Annotated in this window: 20 protein-coding genes; 11 read left to right on the forward strand and 9 right to left on the reverse strand. The window is 67.4% G+C overall.

Annotated elements, in window-relative coordinates:
- Window positions 1-175: 175 nt before the first annotated feature.
- Window positions 176-1,015, forward strand: a complete 840-nt coding sequence (locus tag FQS62_RS19905) for an arylamine N-acetyltransferase family protein (RefSeq protein WP_154349738.1) — start codon at window positions 176-178, stop codon at window positions 1,013-1,015.
- Window positions 1,016-1,080: 65 nt separating this feature from the next.
- Here the strand turns inward: FQS62_RS19905 and FQS62_RS19910 are convergent, their stop codons facing one another.
- Genes FQS62_RS19910 through FQS62_RS19920 form a run of 3 tightly spaced genes read right to left on the reverse strand, consistent with a single transcriptional unit; the run spans window position 1,081 to window position 3,210 of the window.
- Window positions 1,081-1,452, reverse strand: a complete 372-nt coding sequence (locus tag FQS62_RS19910) for a VOC family protein (protein ID WP_049446683.1) — start codon at window positions 1,450-1,452, stop codon at window positions 1,081-1,083.
- Window positions 1,453-1,474: 22 nt separating this feature from the next.
- Window positions 1,475-2,113 carry a response regulator transcription factor gene (locus FQS62_RS19915; protein WP_154349739.1) on the reverse strand — a complete coding sequence of 213 codons (639 nt, stop codon included), beginning with the start codon at window positions 2,111-2,113 and terminating at the stop codon, window positions 1,475-1,477.
- Window positions 2,110-3,210: a sensor histidine kinase gene (locus FQS62_RS19920; RefSeq protein WP_208043821.1), complete on the reverse strand. Its 1,101-nt coding sequence runs from the start codon at window positions 3,208-3,210 to the stop codon at window positions 2,110-2,112. Before FQS62_RS19920 ends, FQS62_RS19915 begins: the two co-directional genes overlap by 4 nt.
- 156 nt (window positions 3,211-3,366) lie before the next feature.
- On the opposite strand from FQS62_RS19920, the gene FQS62_RS19925 reads away from it, so the two are divergent.
- From FQS62_RS19925 to FQS62_RS19935, 3 genes are all read left to right on the forward strand, one after another.
- Window positions 3,367-3,789 (forward strand): DUF2141 domain-containing protein, encoded by a 423-nt coding sequence (locus FQS62_RS19925; RefSeq protein WP_049446759.1) that lies wholly within the window; start codon window positions 3,367-3,369, stop codon window positions 3,787-3,789.
- A gap of 26 nt (window positions 3,790-3,815) precedes the next feature.
- Complete coding sequence (locus FQS62_RS19930) at window positions 3,816-5,339, forward strand: carotenoid oxygenase family protein (RefSeq protein ID WP_208043820.1); 1,524 nt, start codon at window positions 3,816-3,818, stop codon at window positions 5,337-5,339.
- A 62-nt stretch (window positions 5,340-5,401) separates the two neighbouring features.
- Window positions 5,402-6,118 (forward strand): ABC transporter substrate-binding protein, encoded by a 717-nt coding sequence (locus FQS62_RS19935; RefSeq protein ID WP_208043819.1) that lies wholly within the window; start codon window positions 5,402-5,404, stop codon window positions 6,116-6,118.
- 60 nt (window positions 6,119-6,178) lie between these two features.
- Here the strand turns inward: FQS62_RS19935 and FQS62_RS19940 are convergent, their stop codons facing one another.
- The 3 genes from FQS62_RS19940 to FQS62_RS19950 all read right to left on the reverse strand — a co-directional run bounded on the left by FQS62_RS19940 (window position 6,179) and on the right by FQS62_RS19950 (window position 9,490).
- Window positions 6,179-7,078: a LysR substrate-binding domain-containing protein gene (locus FQS62_RS19940; RefSeq protein ID WP_049446692.1), complete on the reverse strand. Its 900-nt coding sequence runs from the start codon at window positions 7,076-7,078 to the stop codon at window positions 6,179-6,181.
- A 249-nt stretch (window positions 7,079-7,327) separates the two neighbouring features.
- Complete coding sequence (locus FQS62_RS19945; protein ID WP_049446694.1) at window positions 7,328-7,894, reverse strand: GIY-YIG nuclease family protein; 567 nt, start codon at window positions 7,892-7,894, stop codon at window positions 7,328-7,330.
- A gap of 42 nt (window positions 7,895-7,936) precedes the next feature.
- Window positions 7,937-9,490: an alkaline phosphatase gene (locus FQS62_RS19950; RefSeq protein WP_208043466.1), complete on the reverse strand. Its 1,554-nt coding sequence runs from the start codon at window positions 9,488-9,490 to the stop codon at window positions 7,937-7,939.
- Window positions 9,491-9,608: 118 nt separating this feature from the next.
- Here FQS62_RS19950 and FQS62_RS19955 point away from each other — a divergent pair, with 118 nt between their 5' ends.
- Complete coding sequence (locus FQS62_RS19955; protein ID WP_208043465.1) at window positions 9,609-10,403, forward strand: D-alanyl-D-alanine carboxypeptidase family protein; 795 nt, start codon at window positions 9,609-9,611, stop codon at window positions 10,401-10,403.
- Between the two features lie 5 nt (window positions 10,404-10,408).
- Here the strand turns inward: FQS62_RS19955 and FQS62_RS19960 are convergent, their stop codons facing one another.
- Both FQS62_RS19960 and FQS62_RS19965 read right to left on the reverse strand, forming a co-directional pair.
- Window positions 10,409-11,002, reverse strand: coding sequence for a TetR/AcrR family transcriptional regulator (locus FQS62_RS19960; RefSeq protein ID WP_049446699.1), 594 nt, complete (start codon window positions 11,000-11,002; stop codon window positions 10,409-10,411).
- Window positions 11,003-11,018: 16 nt separating this feature from the next.
- Window positions 11,019-11,615, reverse strand: coding sequence for an NAD(P)H-dependent oxidoreductase (locus FQS62_RS19965; RefSeq protein WP_049446700.1), 597 nt, complete (start codon window positions 11,613-11,615; stop codon window positions 11,019-11,021).
- 126 nt (window positions 11,616-11,741) lie between these two features.
- Between FQS62_RS19965 and FQS62_RS19970 the strand changes: the two genes are divergently transcribed.
- Window positions 11,742-12,272 (forward strand): hypothetical protein, encoded by a 531-nt coding sequence (locus tag FQS62_RS19970; protein ID WP_049446702.1) that lies wholly within the window; start codon window positions 11,742-11,744, stop codon window positions 12,270-12,272.
- Between the two features lie 33 nt (window positions 12,273-12,305).
- On the opposite strand, the gene FQS62_RS19975 is transcribed toward FQS62_RS19970, so the two are convergent.
- Window positions 12,306-13,133, reverse strand: a complete 828-nt coding sequence (locus tag FQS62_RS19975) for an isocitrate lyase/PEP mutase family protein (protein ID WP_208043464.1) — start codon at window positions 13,131-13,133, stop codon at window positions 12,306-12,308.
- Between the two features lie 165 nt (window positions 13,134-13,298).
- Between FQS62_RS19975 and FQS62_RS19980 the strand changes: the two genes are divergently transcribed.
- The 5 genes from FQS62_RS19980 to accC all read left to right on the forward strand — a co-directional run bounded on the left by FQS62_RS19980 (window position 13,299) and on the right by accC (window position 17,161).
- Window positions 13,299-14,027 (forward strand): DOPA 4,5-dioxygenase family protein, encoded by a 729-nt coding sequence (locus FQS62_RS19980; protein ID WP_208043463.1) that lies wholly within the window; start codon window positions 13,299-13,301, stop codon window positions 14,025-14,027.
- Between the two features lie 351 nt (window positions 14,028-14,378).
- The gene (aroQ, locus tag FQS62_RS19985) at window positions 14,379-14,828 is read left to right on the forward strand and encodes a type II 3-dehydroquinate dehydratase (protein WP_208043462.1); all 450 of its coding nucleotides are present in this window, start codon (window positions 14,379-14,381) and stop codon (window positions 14,826-14,828) included.
- On the forward strand, window positions 14,825-15,250 hold the full coding sequence (locus tag FQS62_RS19990; protein WP_049446711.1) for a lysozyme inhibitor LprI family protein: 426 nt from the start codon (window positions 14,825-14,827) through the stop codon (window positions 15,248-15,250). Before aroQ ends, FQS62_RS19990 begins: the two co-directional genes overlap by 4 nt.
- A gap of 53 nt (window positions 15,251-15,303) precedes the next feature.
- Window positions 15,304-15,783: an acetyl-CoA carboxylase biotin carboxyl carrier protein gene (gene accB / locus FQS62_RS19995; protein WP_208043461.1), complete on the forward strand. Its 480-nt coding sequence runs from the start codon at window positions 15,304-15,306 to the stop codon at window positions 15,781-15,783.
- A 10-nt stretch (window positions 15,784-15,793) separates the two neighbouring features.
- The gene (accC, locus tag FQS62_RS20000) at window positions 15,794-17,161 is read left to right on the forward strand and encodes an acetyl-CoA carboxylase biotin carboxylase subunit (RefSeq protein ID WP_049446715.1); all 1,368 of its coding nucleotides are present in this window, start codon (window positions 15,794-15,796) and stop codon (window positions 17,159-17,161) included.
- Window positions 17,162-17,222 lie beyond the last annotated feature (61 nt).

Here is a 17,222-nt window from a genome sequence, read left to right on the forward strand (position 1 = left end):
GTATCGGCCGGATTCAGGATAACTTTAGAACTTTCTTCGTCTGCGTCCCCCCATCGCTGGTGGACGCGGCCTTTGTACCGGGTGCAGGCGACGGAGGCATGACACGGCTGCCGCGCTTGACCTCAACCCCGGTTTGGGGAGCACAGTGGACGCCCCTCCCCCGCCCGGTGCCTCCATGACGACGCTCGATGTCCCCCGCTACCTGCAGCGCCTGCAGCTGGATGCGCCGCCACCGCGGACCCTGGCCGGCCTGACCCTGCTGCAGCAGCGCCACAACGCACTGCTGCCCTTCGAGACCCTCAGCTGCCTGCTGCGCGATGCGGTGCCGATCGATCTGGACAGCGTGCAGCGCAAGCTGCTTGATGACCGCCGTGGCGGTTACTGCTTCGAGCTCAATGGCGGGTTGCTGGCGCTGCTGCAGGCCTTGGGCTTCGACGCGCAGCCATTGAGCGCGCGCGTACTGCTGGCCGCCCAAGACGGCGAACTGACCGCGCGTACCCACCTGCTGCTACGCGTGCAGGTGGATGGCGATGACTGGCTGGTGGATGCCGGTTTCGGCAGCCTGACCCCGACCGTGCCGCTGCGCCTGCACGATCCCCAGCCACAGGCCACGCCGCACGAGCGCTACCTGCTGCAGCGCCTGCCCGACGAGGGTGATTTCGTGCTGTCGGCCGAGTCCAACGACGGCTGGCGGGCGATGTATCGGTTCGACCTGCAGGCGCCGGCACCGATCGACAACGTGGTGGGCAACTGGTACGTATGCACCCATCCCGACTCCAGTTTCCCGGGTCAGCTGCGTGCATCGCTGACCGGGCCAAACTGGCGCCGGACCATCGGCAGCGGCAACTACACCGAGTACCGCCCCGGGCATGCACCGGACAAGCGCCCGCTGCATGATGTCGGTGATGTACGCGACGTGCTGCAGCAGCGCTTCGGCATGCAGCTGCCGGACGACCCGCGGCTGGACCCGGCCATCAATGACTGGCTGCAGCGCTCGCGCGCCGCGCTCTTGTAGAGCCGAGCCCATGCTCGGCTGAGCTGGAACGGCTGGGCCAACAGCAGCCGAGCATGGGCTCGGCTCTACAGAATCGCGCGCGCCTGCACTGCGATCCGGTTGCCTTCACTGTCGCGGATCTCGGCCACACGCCAGTCACCCGCGTCGGCCGGGCCGAAGCGCAGCTCGGCCCCGGCCTGAAGCGCACGGTCGAGGCTGGCATCGAGGTCATCGACGCCGATATAGATGCGCGCCCCCTGCTCGGACGGCTGATAGTCCGCGCCGTGCACCAGCGCAATGCTGGCACCGGCGGCCTCATCGGAGAACGGCAGGTAGGCCATCCGGCAGTCATGAAGCAGGATAGGTTCGTCCATCGCGACCTGCAGCCATCGCTGGTAGAACGTGATGGCCCGGTCCAGGTCACTGGCCGGGATCTCCACATGCAGGATCGGGTTCACTGGCACTCCTTGCTCCGTCCACTCAGATGATGCGCAGGGTAATCGCCTTCAGCACTGCACGGGTGCGATCGCGGGTGCCCAGCTTGTCGAGAATGGCGGACACGTAGTTCTTCACCGTGCCTTCGGCCAGGAACAGGCTGCGCGCGATCTCCTTGTTGCTGTAACCCCCGGCCAGCAGGCGCAGGATCGCCACTTCGCGCTCGCCGAAAGTATCGGTGGGCGGTGCTTCGTCGTGGAAGCGGTAACGGGCGCGCACCGGCTCGGTGCTGACCGGCAGCAGCAGGGTTTCACCAGCGGCGACGCGCTCGATTGCTTCGCGCAGGTCTGCGGGTGCAGCGTCCTTGAGCAGGAAGCCCTGAGCACCGGCCTCGCTGGCGCGCAGCAGCAGATCACTTTCATCGAAGGTGGTCAGCAGCAGCCAGCGCGTGGCATCGCCGCGCGCGCGCAGCTGGCGCAGTGCCTCGATCCCGTCCATCCCGGGCATGCGGATATCGCTGAGCACCACATCCACCCGCTGGGCCGTCAACGCGTCCAGCAGCATCTGGCCATCTTCGGCCTCCAGCACTACGTCTACCCCCAAGCCCTGCAGGAGCGCACGCAGGCCTGCACGCACCAGTGCCTGGTCATCAGCCAGGGCAACGCGGATCGCGGCGCCACTCATGCCGGCAACCATGCGGTCAGGTGCATGCCGCCCTGTGCGGTGCGCGCGAATTCCAGTCGGCCACGCACCGCAGCCAGGCGCTCGCGCATGCCGGCGATGCCATTGCCTTCGCGGATGCGCTCGGCGCGCTGACCGTCATCGCGGATATCGATACGCAACCGTGAATCCTCTTCGTTGATCGTCAGCCATACGGTTTCTGCATTGCCGTGCCGTGCCGCATTGGTCAGCGCTTCCTGCACCAGCCGCAGCACCGTCTCGGCCATCAGCGGATCCCCCACGCGCACGCCCTCTCCTATCTGCAGCTGCAGTCTCGGTCGCGGGAACGGCGCCGCCAGCGCATGCAATGCCGTGGCCAGATCGAGGCCGCGATCATCACGCATCGACTGCACCACCTGGCGGATATCGGCCAGCAGTTCGCCGGACAACTGTTCCGCCAGGACCAGCCCTTCGCGGCCGGCCAGCGCAGGGTCAGCGGCCAGGGCGCGCAGGTTGAGCCGCATCGCGGTGAGCTTGTGCCCAGCCACATCGTGCAGTTCGCGGGCCAGGCGCAGGCGCTCGGCATCACGTGCGCTGTCGGCCAGCAGCGCGCGGGTGGCCAGCAGGTCGGCGTTGACCCGGGCCAGGTCATCACGGGCCAGCGCCGTGCTGCGCGCATAGTGCGCGGTCAGCGCGGCGAACGCCTGGAAGCCGCCATACAACAGCACCACCAGCAGCGGCTGACTGAAGCCGCTGTGGCGCAGCACGGCATACACCGCCAGGTTGGCCAGCAGCGCAACACCCAGCACGAAGCGCGGCGGCCAGTGCTCGGCCAGTTGAGCGACCAACACCACCAGCAGCACCGGAGCGGTTCCAGTGCGCGGCTGCAGCGCAACCAGCGCAACCGCCAGCAGCGCCTGCAACACCGCAGCGACGGCACGCACGCGGGAAGGCATCGACGCCCAGCCGTGCACCACGAACAGCAGCAGGAACACGGCAAGCAGCAGCAGGCTCAGCCCGGCACCGTTGCGCTGTACAGCGAATGACAGGCCCACCGCCAGCACGGTAACCAGGCCGGCAAGCCTGAGAGGACGCAAGAGATGGCGGAACAGGCTGGGCATGGCCAGATGCTGACCGGCGCGCGCGCCGGCGGCAATGGGTCCCGCGCAGAAAGTGACTTCTGGCACGTCGAATCGATGACCACTGGCCCTGAACCCGGTGCAGCGCCCCGCGCAGACTGGCTCCACACCGCCACGCACACTTCCGGAGCCACTGCCATGATCCGCACCGCCCTGCTCAGCACCGCCCTGACTGCCCTGGCTCTGGCCGGCAGTGCCCACGCCGCCGACCTGGCCGTGACCGTGCACGACGTCCGCGCGCAGACCGGCACCCTGCGCGTTGCGCTGGTCGACAGCGCCGCCGCCTGGGACGGCAAGGCCAAGCCCGTGCAGGCCCAGCAGGCGGCGCCCAGCGGCGACAGCGCCCACTTCACGTTCAAGGGCGTACCGGCCGGCAGCTACGCCGTACTGCTCACCCACGACGAGAACGACAACGGCAAGCTCGACACCAACCTGGTCGGCATGCCGGTGGAAGGCTACGGCTTCAGCAACAACCCGCAGGTGATGCGCAAGCCGACCTTCGACGAAGCACGCGTCAATGTGCCGGCCGCTGGCGCCGCCATCGACATCACCCTGCGCTGATTCCCGCATCCAGACCCGAGACCACCATGGACCGTCGCCGCTTCCTTCGTACCCTGCTCAGCAGCAGTGCCTGCCTGGCCCTGGGTGCCACCGCGCTGCGCAGCGCTCCCGCCTTCGCCGGCGACCCGGCGCGGTTCGCGCAGGGTATGCAGGACCACCCGTGGCTGCTCGGCTGGCGCAGCGTCGGCAGCGAATGCCTCGGCCCGGCCACCGTGCAGTTGCAGGGAACGCTGCCGCCAGGCCTGGCCGGCACGCTGTACCGCAACGGCCCGGCGTGGACCGAGCGCGATGGCTTCCGCTACGACCGCTGGTTCGACGGCGATGGCATGGTGCATGGCTGGCGTTTCAATGGTGATGGCAGCCTGACCCATCACGGGCGCATGGTCGCCACGCCGAAATTCACCCGTGAACAGAAGGCCGGCCGCTTCCAGTATCCGGCTGCCGGCACCAGCGTTCCCGGCGCGCTGGCGGTACGCAACAACGATGATGCCAACGTGGCCAACACCTCGGTGACGATGATCAATGGCCGCCTGTTCGCGCTGTGCGAATCCGGTTCGGCGTTCGAGGTGGACCCCGATTCGCTGCAGACGCTTGGCCCTGTCACCTGGCGCCCGGATCTGGCCGCGCTGCCGTTCTCGGCGCACCCGCTGCGCGACCGCGATGGCAGCCTCTGGAACTTCGGCTCGATCAGCCTGATGGGGGGACATGGCCTGCTGGTCTGGCACATCGGTGCGGACGGCCAGCTGCGCAGCGCCAATGTGATCGAAACCCCCGAACACGGCTATCTGCACGCGTTCGCGATGACCGACCAGCACCTGGTGTTCGTGATGATGCCGTTCGATTTCACCGGCGCAGGTGGCAGCTTCTTCGAGCGCATGCAGTTTGCACCGCAGCGTCCTGTGCGTATCGCGGTGGTCGCCAAGGATGCGCCAGACAAGGCGCAATGGTTCGAGGCTCCTTTCGCGGCGATCTACCACTTCGGTGACGCGTTCACCCGCGATGGCGGCATCGTGCTGCGCGCCGTGCGCCATGACGACATCAACGAGGCACGCTCGCCGATGAAGGAAGCGATGGCCGGTGACGGCGCACATGCGGCCAACAGTGGCGCCAGCCTGGTCGAGCTGCATCTGGACCTGCGTCGTGGACAGGCGCGCTGGCAGCCACTGGGCATCAGTGCGGTGGAGTTCCCGTTGTTCGATCCGCGCTCGGTCAACACCCGGGGGGCGCGTCTGTACGCGCCGACCATCGACGGCCCGGCCACCGCACCGTACTTCAACGCGGTAGCCGCGTTCGACATCGAGCGCGGGCGCCGCCAGCTGTGGAACTACGGGCCGGACATCATGGCCGAGGAGCATGTGTTCGTACCGCGTCCGGGCAGCCGCAACGCCGATGATGGCTGGTTGATCGGTACCCTGCTTGATCCGGTGAACAAGCGCAGCGGCCTGGCGGTGCTGGATGCACGCCACCTGGACGACGGTCCGCTGGCACAGGCTTGGCTGCCGTATGCGGTGCCACTGGGCTTCCACGGCACCTTCGCCGCGCGCGGCTGATTCCACGCCACACGGACACCGTTGTTGGCATGCTGGGTCTCCCCCGCCCCGTGGAGTCCTGCATGTCCGTGGCCGACCATCGAAATACGCTGGCACCGCACGGTTTCCTGCGCGTGGCGATCAACCTGGGCAACCCGGTGCTGGCACAGGGCGATGCGCGCTCACCGCGCGGCCCTTCGCTGGAACTGGCTACCGCATTGGCGCAGCGGATGGGGGTGCAGGCACGCTTCACCTGCCACGATGCCGCAGCCTCGGTGGTCGCCGCAGCGGGCGAAGACAGCTGGGATCTGGCCTTCCTGGCCATCGATCCGGCACGTACCGACCGCATTGCCTTCAGTGCCCCGTACGTGGAGATTGAAGGCACCTATCTGGTTCGCGAGGACAGCCCTGCGCAGCAGGTGGCCGACCTCGACCGCGAGGGGCTGCGCATCGCGGTGGGGCGTGGCGCGGCCTATGACCTGTTCCTGAGCCGTGAACTGCGCCACGCCACGATCGAGCGGGCGGAGACCTCTGCTGCGGCCATCACCCTGTTCGATCAGCAACGTCTGGATGCCGCAGCCGGTGTACGCCAGCCGCTGGACGCATGGGCGCAGACGCATTCCGGCCATCGCGTGCTGGCCGACTGTTTCACCGCGATCCAGCAGGCAGTGGCGGCACCGGCCTCACGCCCGGCCGACGCGCTGCAGGCCTTGTTCGAGGCAGTGGAGGCGATCAAGGCAGGCCCGTTGCTGGAGGAAGCGTTCGCGCGTGCCGGGCAGGCGGTTACGCTGGTCCGGTGACTGTGGAGTCGAGCCATGCTCGACTGCTCCTGCGAAAAGTCAGTCGAGCATGGCTCGACTCTACAAATGCGCGTCTGCCATGTGCCGTACGTGCTCGGCGGCCTGCGCATGCAGCCAGTCGCGGAACGCGAGGAAGCCGCGATGGCTGGCCGAGCGCTGCGGGTACACCAGCCAATGCGGCCACGCCGTCTTCAGGCGCTGGCTGGACAGTGCCACCAGCTGGCCTGAATCGAGCAGCAGGCGTGCCCGGGTCACCCGGCCAAGAGCCACGCCCACGCCATCCAGAGCGGCCCGATGGTGCGCCTCCGAATCATCCAGCACCGCCACGAAGCGCGACGGCGGCCTCTGCCCGCTCAACGCGAACCAGGCGCCCCACGCCCCGTCGGGATCGCCCAGCAGCGGCCACTGGGTCAACGGCACACGGTCAACGCCTCCCATGCGTTCGATCAACGCCGGGCTCGCCATCGGCACCAACCACTCATCGAACAGCGGTTCCACCACCAGGCCCGGCCATTGCCCGCTGCCCAGCCGTAGCGCCGCGTCGAACTGGCGCTGCCGCTCGAAATCAATCAGGCGTTCACTCGACTGCAGGTTGATCTCGATCTGTGGGTGCTCAGCCACGAACTGACCCAGGCGCGGCACCAGCCAGGCCGACGCCATCGACGGCACCGCGCTGATCGTCAGCACGTGCTCGGCACGTGCCGCGTATGGCTGGAAGGCTTCGTGGATCGCATCCAGATGCGGACCCACCTGATCGAGCAGGCGCTGCCCCTCAAGGGTGAGGGTGACACCACGTGGCTGGCGGATCAGCAGCGGCTGCCCGAGCCGCTCTTCCAGCTGCCGCATCTGGTGGCTGAGCGCGCTGACGGTCAGGTTCATCGACGCCGCCGCACGCGACAGGTTGCCGAGCCGGGCGGCGGCCACGAAGCCTTGCAGGGCATGGAGCGGAGGGCGGGACATCAGGCTTGAATTCCTCTCAAGGCATGCTTGCGGAAATGTCGCTTTTTGCTCGTCCATGCTGCCCGTATCGTGCAATCCACTCAAGTGGAGGCACGCTCATGAACATCTTCAGCGGCTTGTTGTTCCTGCACGGCCATGTGGCCAGCGCCGAGCTGGCACGCCAGCTGGCCAGCGCGTCAACCCCTGCCCCGCAATGCGCGCCCCAGCCGGCCGCGCCGGCTCAACCGCCGTGCCCCCGTTGAACGCGGCTCAACCTGCGTACCAGCGCTGGACGTGTGCAGGCAGCCACGGCATTGGATCGATATCCAGCGCCCTGCAACCATCGAGAGTGTCACGCAGCACGCCCTCGCCGGGGCCACCGGGCATCCGCAGGCCTTCCTCTTCCGGAAGCTGCACCGCAGCCCAGTCGTGCAGCCGGTCCATGCGCAGGCGCAGGGCGGCCCGCAGCCACGCCTTCAGTGGATAGCAGCGATAACCTTGCTCGCCCAACGCGGCAACCGCAAGCGACAGGGCCTGGTTGGCACCGCGCACCCATTCGGTGCGACCGCCAGCCTTGTCCTGGACCGTCATCGGCGCCGGCGCGCGGTGCGCCTTGAACGGCGAACGCAGCTGCAGTTCCAGATCCCGCGCATCGCGTTCGCTTTCCGCTTCCACCAGCGCACCGGCGCCAAGATCGAAGAACTCGAACCAACGCCGGTGCAATGCGCTGATGCGTCCGAGCGGGTCACGTGAAAAGCCGATCTTGGCGTAGTCTTCCCACGCACAGGGGAAGAAGTAGGCAAAGACACGACCGTCGATGCGGATATCTGACTGCATGTGCGCAGGCTGCCCCGACAACAGCCCGGGTGCAACCGGCCGTTACCGTGGGCGCTGCAGCGCCTCCTGCACTGCCGCAGCCACGTCGGTGTTGTCGATGTAGCTGCCGTCGTTCCAGCGCACGTGCTGACGGTAGCCGGCATCGACGCCCCGCACGCGCTGGCCCAGCAATTCCGCCCCGGCGCCCTTGGCCCACAACGGCACCAGTGCATTGGAATGGTTGCCAGTGGGACGGAAGCTCATCCCCGGCATGCGTCCACGGCCGTTGTTGCGTACCGGCGCGAAGGCAACGTTCTGTGCTTCCGGGCCCATCGGCATGCTGTTGTCGTGGTCGGTGGTGACGATCAGCAGGTTGTGCTCCCAGCCACCGTTGCGCTCGATCCATTCAACCACCGCCGCCACCGCGTCGTTGAACTCCACGGTTTCCTCGATCAGCCGGCCGTACTGCGGTTGGTCGCCGCACTGGCCGTAGTGCCATTCGGTGCCACAGGCGCTGGTATGCGCGGCCCAGTCGGTGGCACCGCCCTCCACCATCAGGAACAGGCCGTTGGACGAACGCTGCTGCAGGAACCGCAGCGCACCGCGGGTCATGGTCGCAAGATCCGGCACGCTGTCGATCTTCCTCACACCTGAAGGCATTGCCGCATCCCTGCCCAGCACCTGCAGCTGACGCGCCTGCTGCAGCGTGTTGGCCACGCGCGGCACGCCGATCAGCGGCCGGTCGGCCGGCAGCCGTCCCTGCGCCAGTGCGGCGAAATCCTCCTTGCTGCGGATCAGGCGCCACGGTCCCGACGGGTTGCCGGCAATGGTGCTGCCCGCTTCCAGCTGCTGCCAATCCTGTTGCGAAACCCATTCCCACGGGTTCGCGCAGCCCTCGGCCTTCGCCGCGCCGGTACCCTCGTCACAGGCGCGACCATCAACGCTGTAGCCAGGACCGCCGGTGCCCATCACGAGGTCCAGGTGGCCCTGCGCCAGCATCTGGTGCGCAATGGCGTGATAGTTGTTGCGCGACTCGTTCTGCGCCGCGAACGCGGCGGGCGTGGCATGCGCGAACGGTACCGAAGTCACCACACCGGTCGCCATGCCCAGGCGCTTGGCGCGCAGCGTGTTGAACTCGACCGGCTGGCCATCGTTGTTGAAGTTGATGGCGTTGTTGTAGGTCTTGATGCCCGAGGACAACGCCGTGCCCGCTGCGGCGCTGTCGGTCGCCACCGCTGCCAGGTACTGGTAGCCGGCGAACGGCAGGTCCTGCGCCGGCACCGGCCCGGTATCCCAGGCCTTGCCCGCGTCGTAGCCGAGGGTCTGCGCGTTGTCGCCGGTCGGCTGGCTGCTGCTGTTCAACGGGAAGGTGGTTACCGCCAGGCGCTGCGGAAAATCCGCATACGGCGCGCCTTCGCGGCTGCCGTACTGCCAGTAGGCCGCCGCATCCCAGGTGCCCCAGCCAGCGCCGTCGTTGATCATCACGATCACGTTGTGCGGGCGCGCTTGGCCAGAAGCAACGGCCTCGGCGCGGGGGCTCGTCTGACAGCCGCCCAGAGCCACCAACGCAAGCAGCAAAGAGGAATGAAACCAGCGGCGTGGCGTGCGTGCAGTCATCACAGATCCAATCGGGCCAGCGGCGGCCCTCAATACTGGTACGTTATATCGTTTCAATATTGCAACTTCATGCAGCTGCCACGGGCTATCCTGCAGGCCCTCCTTCGTCGACGCGTTCATGCCGTCTCCTGCCCCTGCGCGTGCGCCGCTGTCGTCCATCACCCTCGATGCGGCAACCTTCGCGGTGATTCACCAGCACAACGCGGACATCGCCAGGCAACCGGCCTCGCTGACCAAGCTGATGACCGCCTACGCGGCTTACGAATGTGTCGAGGAGTGCGGGCGCTCGTGGGACGACGACGTCACCATCGCCGCCGACGACGTGCACGCGGTCGCCGATGATGAAACGCGCATGGGCCTGGTGCCCGGCGAAACGGTCACGCTCGCGCGCCTGCTGGAAGGGTTGATGATCGTCTCCGGCAATGACGCGGCGCTGGCCATCGCGCGCCATCTGGACGGATCACAGACGGCATTCCTGGAACGCATGAACCAGCACGCACGCCGGCTTGGCCTGCGCAGCACGTGGTTCGCCAGCGTGTCCGGCATCACCACGCCGCATCATGCGTCCAGTGCGCACGACATGGCGGTGCTGGCCGCCTGCCTGATGAATGACCATCCGCAGATGCTGGCAATCACTGCGCAGCGCGCGTTCGCGCACGGCAGCTTCAGCCGCAACAACCAGAACGGCCTGCTGGACGATGACGGCGTGGATGGCTTGAAGACCGGCTACACCCAGGCCGCAGGCTTCTGCCTGGCCGCCACCGCATGCCGGGCAGTGCAGGGACGCGCGCTTCCGGTTCGGCTGATCACGGTGGTGCTGGGCGCCGACAGCCGCGACGCGCGCGATGCGCTGGTGCGCGAACAGCTGGCGGCAGGATTCGCCACGCTGGCCGACAGCACCGCCGACGCCTGAGCGGCTCAGCGACGCTTGACCGTCGCCACGATCAGCCGCTGCAGCTCGGCCTCGGCGCCGGTCTTGTCCAGCGCGCCCGCAGCCACGCCCTCTGAAAGGGTTTCAGCCGCACCGAGAATCGCCCAGCGTCCCGCCAGCGACACCGTGCCGTCGGCAGCGAACGGGCCCAGCCAGACCTGGCAGTTGTCGATGAAGTCCTGCTGGTAACGCCGCCGCACCTCGTGCAGTTCCGGCGCGCCCACCAATGCGGCGAGGATGCCCTGCACTTCACTGCCCTGGCTGAGGATGCAGTCGATGTAGCCGGAGGCGATGGCCGCCGCGCGATCAGCCAGCTGCGCCCGGGCGCGGCCGATACGCTCGTGGAAGACCACCGTCTGCCGCCCGTCATAGTCATCGTAGAGCGCAGCCAGCAGGCCGTTGCGGGTTACGAAGTGATCGTAGGCCACCGGCTTGGTCACACCGGCCGCCTCGGCCAGCCGTCCCAGCGTCAGCGCGTCGGTACCCTCTTCGCCAACCAGCGTCCAGGCCACGTCCAGCAACTGGCGAGCGCGTTGCTCGCGGGTCAATCGGCGGCGCGTGGGAACGGCGTTGGCGGGCATCGGCGGTACACGGCGATCAGCGCATCGGAGTGCCTATTTTACGGCCGATTGCCAGCGCGGTCTGCAGATGCGTTTCGGCCGCACCGGTATCGGCATCCAGCAGCAGGTCTGACGTCAGCACGCGTGCGCCACAGTAGTCGAAGATGCCCATGTCGATCTGCGTCTTCATCGCCGCATCGTAGCCGCGTCGTTCGACCATCGCTGCATCGGCGCCGCCCAGCCCCACCAGATGCACGTTCAGGCGCTGCAGCTTCTTCACCAGCTTGCCCTGTGCATCCTGTGCGTACGCCCATTCGTTGGTGAAGACGCGGTCGATCCAGCCCTTAAGCAGTGCCGGGAACGACCACCAGTACAACGGAAACACCAGTACCAGCGTATCGGTGGCCTCCAGCCGTGCGTGCTCGGCAGCGATGTCGGCCGGTACCGCGCCAGTGCTGCGGAACAAGGCCTGGTCCTGAGCATTGAAGCGCGGATCAAAGCCTTCGGCCATCAGGTCGGCGTAGGCCACGGTGTTGCGGGCGTCGGCCGCAGTGATGGCATCGCCGATGCGATGTGCCATCGCATGGGTCAGCGAGTCGGGTTCAGGGTGGGCGATGACAATGAGGCTGTGCATGGGGGGTCTCCGGGAATCACTACCTACCAATAGTAAGTAGAGATTCCGGGGAAACCAGCGCCATCGGTGGGACGCTGTTTTCGCATCCACCGTATAGTGCGGCGGTGCCCTGTGAGACACCCGAACATGCATCGACGCCTGCCCCTGACGATACTGATGCTGCTGTCGCTGTTGCTGCCATCCGCCTTCGCAGGTGAACTCAGTCCCAGTGATGCGAAGTCGCTGCGCGAAGATGTGCGCGCCATGATGGCTGCGTACGCCCGCGGCGATGCGGACTTCCTCATCAAGCGCACCCATCCCAGCCTCAAGCGGCTGGCCGGCGGCGATGACGCCTTCCAGGCAATCACCCGTGATGCGTTGAAGAAGCAGCACAGCGCCGGCGTAGTGGTCATCAGCGAAGATGTAGGTGTGCCGACCCGGACGTATGCTGCCGGGGAGGAAGAAGTCTGCTTCGTGCCACGCCAATCCCTGATACGGGTGCGTGAAACCCCGATGCGCAGCACCACGTTCATGGTGGCCGTGCGCCGCGTTGGCGGTTCCGGCTGGACGTATCTGGATGGCACCGGGCTGCAGGGCAATCCACACCTGCTTCGCCAACTGCTGCCAGCGCTGGAACCCGGCGTGACCTTGCCCAAGCGGGAGATCGAGGCGCTGTAGTCGCCGGCCGCTCCCGCCTTGCAGGGTGTGGAGCTAGTGGAACAGCGCGTTCAAGGCAGCCCCGGAGGCCGCCTGCTGCAGGCCATCGAAGCATCCGTCCTGCATGATCGGCTGGGTCGCCTGCATCAGCCCACCCCACGCGGCACGGGCCAGTGCGCCGCCCAGGCTGACCCGGCGAACGCCGAGTGCAGCAATGTCCTGCAGGCGCAGCGGCGTCGGTCCACCGACCAGCAGGTTCACCGGCTTCGACCCCGCGGCGGCAACCACCGCTCTGATCTGCTCGCGCGTGGTGATGCCCGGTGCATACAGCACGTCTGCACCGGCCTCGGCATAGGCGCGCAGGCGCTGCAGCGTGTCCTGCAGATCCGGCACGCCGACGAAGAAGTTCTCGGCACGCCCGACCAGCAGCACGTCGCCGCCCGCGCGATCGATGGCTGCACGGGCAGCGCGCAGGCGCTCGACCGCCTGGTCGATGGGTCTCAGCGGTGCATCGGCCACGCCGCTGGCGTCCTCGATCGACAACGCCGCGATGCCCGTGTCGAGCGCCGCGGCCACCGCCTCCTCCACCGCCTGCGGCGTAGCGCCGAAGCCATCACCGAAGTCGGCATTCAACGGTAACGGGGTCGCCGCCGCCATCAGGCGCAGATGCTCCAGCGTGGCCGGCAACGAAACCGCGCCATCCGGCCGCCCTTCGCTCCAGGCACAGCCGGCACTGGTCGTGGCCAGGGCCTGGAAGCCCTGCCGCTGCAGGTAGCGGGCACTGCCCACATCCCACGGATTGGGCAACACGAAGCAACCCTGCGCATGCAGCTGGCGGAAGGCCGCGCGCTTGCGCGGGGTGTCGGCATCGAGCGAGGTCATGGCGGGTTCCAGGGCGGCAGACCTGCACCCTAGCCCGCCGTCCGGTCGCGCTCAAGGCGACGAAGGCGCCCCTGCATGAGGTGATGCCCCCTGCTTATTGGACGCCACCGGCAGCCCTGTCCGAGCGTGCTTGCCTGCCCACACGATGCCGCCACGGAGCCCCTCATGCACTCGGACCCGCAGCCCCTCACCGACACCGGCGACGATGACGCCCACTGGGCCGACCTGCTTTCGCCCGCACGGCGCCGCCTGATCGCTTCGGCAGGTCTGGCCGCTGGCGGCCTGGCCAGTGCATCGACCGCCACCGCAGCCCCGCGCGGCAACGGCGCGGCGAACACCACCGAACCTGGGCGGCCCGGCTTCCGCGCCATCGTTCCGCCCGCGCCCGAGGGCAGCAGCCCCTGGGGCCACGCCACGGCCAGCGAACCGACCCCGCGCCCGGCCAGCGTGCGCCCCGGCGAGACCACGCTGCCCGCGACTCCACGCGCCTACACCGACATCAAGAGCTATCACGCGCATATCTACTTCGACGAGGACAGCTTCGAGAAGGCGGCCCTGTTGCGGCGCTGGGCGGCCGAGCGTTTCCCGGTGGAACTGGGCAACTGGAACCTGGAGCCACGCGGCCCGCACGTCACCCCGTCGTTCTATTTCGGCTTCACCAACGACCTGCTGCCGGTGCTGGTACCTTGGCTGCAACTCAACAGCCTGGGCCTGACCATCCTGATCCACCCCAATACCGGTGATGGCCGCGCCGACCATCTGTATTACGCCTTATGGGTAAACCGCGCGCAGCCGGTGAACGCTTACAACTGGCCGGCACCGAAGCCGGGGGAACGGGAGCCACTGGAGGAGGTGTTCCCGAACGTGGTGCCGACGGTGCCACTGGAGACCTGAGCGGGTGTATGGCAATTGCGGTGGCCGGCGTGCTGCGTACTTTGGGCTGCCCCTCGATGTATGAATAGCTTGCTGCGCACCGAACTTCCTTCATCCACGCATGGCGTGGATCCACCGCATCACGGCCCATGGCGGCATCCGCCTTCTCCGCTGCCTGCCGCCATCGTCGGCCTACGTGCCCGCATCCCCGGCCAGCACGACGTTCAGCGCGCCTTGATCCACCGCCCGCCGTACAGCCACAAGCGCTCCGGCAGATTTCAAACACACGATTGAAACGCTGCAAACTTCGTCGAACTGGACAGCATCCGCCGGTTCCGCCAGACTGCCGCCCTTTCCCGTCTTCCGGATCCCATGGCGAAGCTGCTGGTCCTGCACGGCCCCAACCTCAACCTGCTCGGCACCCGCGAGCCGGAGGTCTACGGCCACACCACGCTGGCCGACATCGACCAGGCCCTGGCCACCCAGGCATCGGCCGCCGGACACGCCGTGGAGAGCCTGCAGTCCAACGCCGAGCATGTGCTGGTGGACCGCGTGCAGGCCGCGCGCAATGACGGAACCGCTTTCATCCTGATCAACCCGGCCGCGTTCACCCACACCTCGGTCGCCCTGCGCGATGCGCTGGCGGCGGTGGCGGTGCCGTTCATCGAGATCCACCTGTCCAACCCGCATACCCGCGAGCCGTTCCGCCAGCACAGCTACTTCAGTGACAAGGCCGTGGGCGTGGTGTGCGGCTTCGGCGCCGACAGCTACCGCTACGCGATGGACGCGGCGCTGCTGCGCGTGCAGGCGGCCCGCGCGTGAAGATGCTGCCGCGCGTGATTGCCGGCGTTCTGGCGTGGGCCGGTCTGTGCGGCGCCAGTGTCGCTGCCGAGCGCGCGGCCGCGGGCATCGACTGCGCACAGGCAAGCGGCGGCTACGAGCGCGACATGTGCGATTCCGATCGCCTGGATGATGCCGACAGCGCATTGAACGCCGTCTACGCGCAGGCGCGTGGCGAACTGAAGGCGCAGGCAACCGATGGCAGCTGCAGCCGCTGCGCGGTGGCCGAACAGCAGCTGGTGAAGGCCCAGCGCATCTGGATCACCTTGCGCGATGCAGATTGCGAGGCGGTGTATGCCTTCAATGCAGACGGCACCTCGCGCAACCCCGCGAAGATGCAATGCCTGATCACCCAGACGCGCGACCGCACACGGCAGCTGCGCGAGTTCTACGAACTGCTTTGACCCGAGCGCGATGCGCTCCCCACCACACTGACATCAAGAGCAAAGAGGCCACCATGGATCTCCGCAAAATCAAGAAGCTGATCGACCTGCTGGAAGAGTCGAACCTGGCTGAAATCGAAATCAAGGAAGGCGAAGAGTCGGTGCGTCTGTCGCGCGCCCCGGTTGCCGGCTACGCCGCGCCGATGCCGGCCCCGGTGTACGTCCCGCCGGCCGCCCCGGCTGCGCAGGCGATGCCGATGCAGTCGCCGACCGAAGCCTCCACCGGCGGCACCGCCAAGCCGGGCCCGGCCCTGCCGGAAGGCCACGTGCTGCGTTCGCCGATGGTCGGCACCTTCTATGCGTCGGCCGCTCCGGACAAGCCGGCCTTCGTCACCGTTGGCCAGCAGGTCAAGGAAGGCGAGACCCTGGCCATCATCGAAGCGATGAAGATGTTCAACCCGATCGAAGCCGACACGTCCGGCACCATCGTCGCCATCCTCGGCGAGAACGGCCAGCCGGTCGAATTCGACCAGCCGCTGTTCGTGATCGGCTGAGGGGCACGCCATGCTCGACAAAGTCGTCATCGCCAACCGAGGGGAGATCGCGCTGCGCATCCTGCGCGCGTGCCACACCCTCGGCATCCGCACGGTGGCCGTGCACTCCACGGTCGATCGCAACCTCAAGCACGTGGCCATGGCCGACGAGTCGGTCTGCATCGGCCCGGCGCCGTCGCCGCAGAGCTACCTCAACATCCCGGCACTGATCGCCGCCGCCGAAGTCACCGACGCCCAGGCGATCCACCCGGGCTACGGCTTCCTGTCCGAGAACGCCGACTTCGCCGAGCGCGTGGAAGAGTCCGGCTTCATCTTCATCGGCCCCAAGGCCGACACCATCCGCATGATGGGCGACAAGGTCGAAGCCATCCGCGCGATGAAGTCCGCCGGCGTGCCGTGCGTGCCCGGTTCGGGCGGCCCGCTGGGCGAGGACATCGTCGCCAACACCAAGATCGCCCGTGAGATCGGCTACCCGGTCATCATCAAGGCAGCCGGTGGCGGCGGTGGCCGTGGCATGCGCGTGGTGCACGCCGAAGCCTCGCTGAAGACCTCGATCGAAACCACCAAGAGCGAGGCCAAGGCCGCGTTCGGCAATGGCGAGGTCTACATGGAGAAGTTCCTGGAGAATCCGCGCCACGTGGAGATCCAGGTGCTGGCCGACGGCCAGGGCAACGCCATCCACCTGGGTGAGCGCGACTGCTCGATGCAGCGCCGCCACCAGAAGGTGGTGGAAGAAGCGCCGGCACCGGGCATCACCGCCGAACAGCGCGAGCAGATCGGCAAGGTGTGCGTGGAAGCCTGCATCCGCATCGGCTATCGCGGCGCTGGCACGTTCGAGTTCCTCTACGAGGACGGCCGGTTCTACTTCATCGAAATGAACACCCGCATCCAGGTGGAGCATCCGGTCACCGAGATGGTCACCGGCATAGACCTGGTGGCCGAGCAGCTGAAGATCGCTGCTGGCCAGAAGCTGTCGATCAAGCAGAGCGACGTGGTGCTGAACGGTCATGCGATCGAGTGCCGCATCAACGCCGAAGACGCCGAGACCTTCGTGCCGAGCCCGGGCACCATCACCGGCTTCCATCCGCCGGGCGGCCCCGGCGTGCGCGTGGATACCCACATCTACAGTGGGTACCGCGTGCCGTCGAACTACGACTCGATGATCGGCAAGCTGATCGTGCACGGCCCCGACCGCGAAACCGCCATTGCCCGCATGCAGGTGGCGCTGAGCGAAATGGTGGTCGATGGCATCAAGACCAATGTCGCCCTGCAGCAGCGGATCATGCGCGACAAGGGCTTCCAGGCCGGTGGCCAGAACATCCACTACCTGGAAAAGCGTCTTGCCGAGCGCAAGAACAAGCCGATTGCGTTGACCTGATCGGCGGCAGGTGCTGGACATGAAAAGGGCGGGGAAATCCCCGCCCTTTTCCGTATCTCTT

This window comes from Stenotrophomonas sp. SBJS02, from assembly GCF_020428325.2.
Lineage (GTDB): Bacteria > Pseudomonadota > Gammaproteobacteria > Xanthomonadales > Xanthomonadaceae > Stenotrophomonas > Stenotrophomonas africana.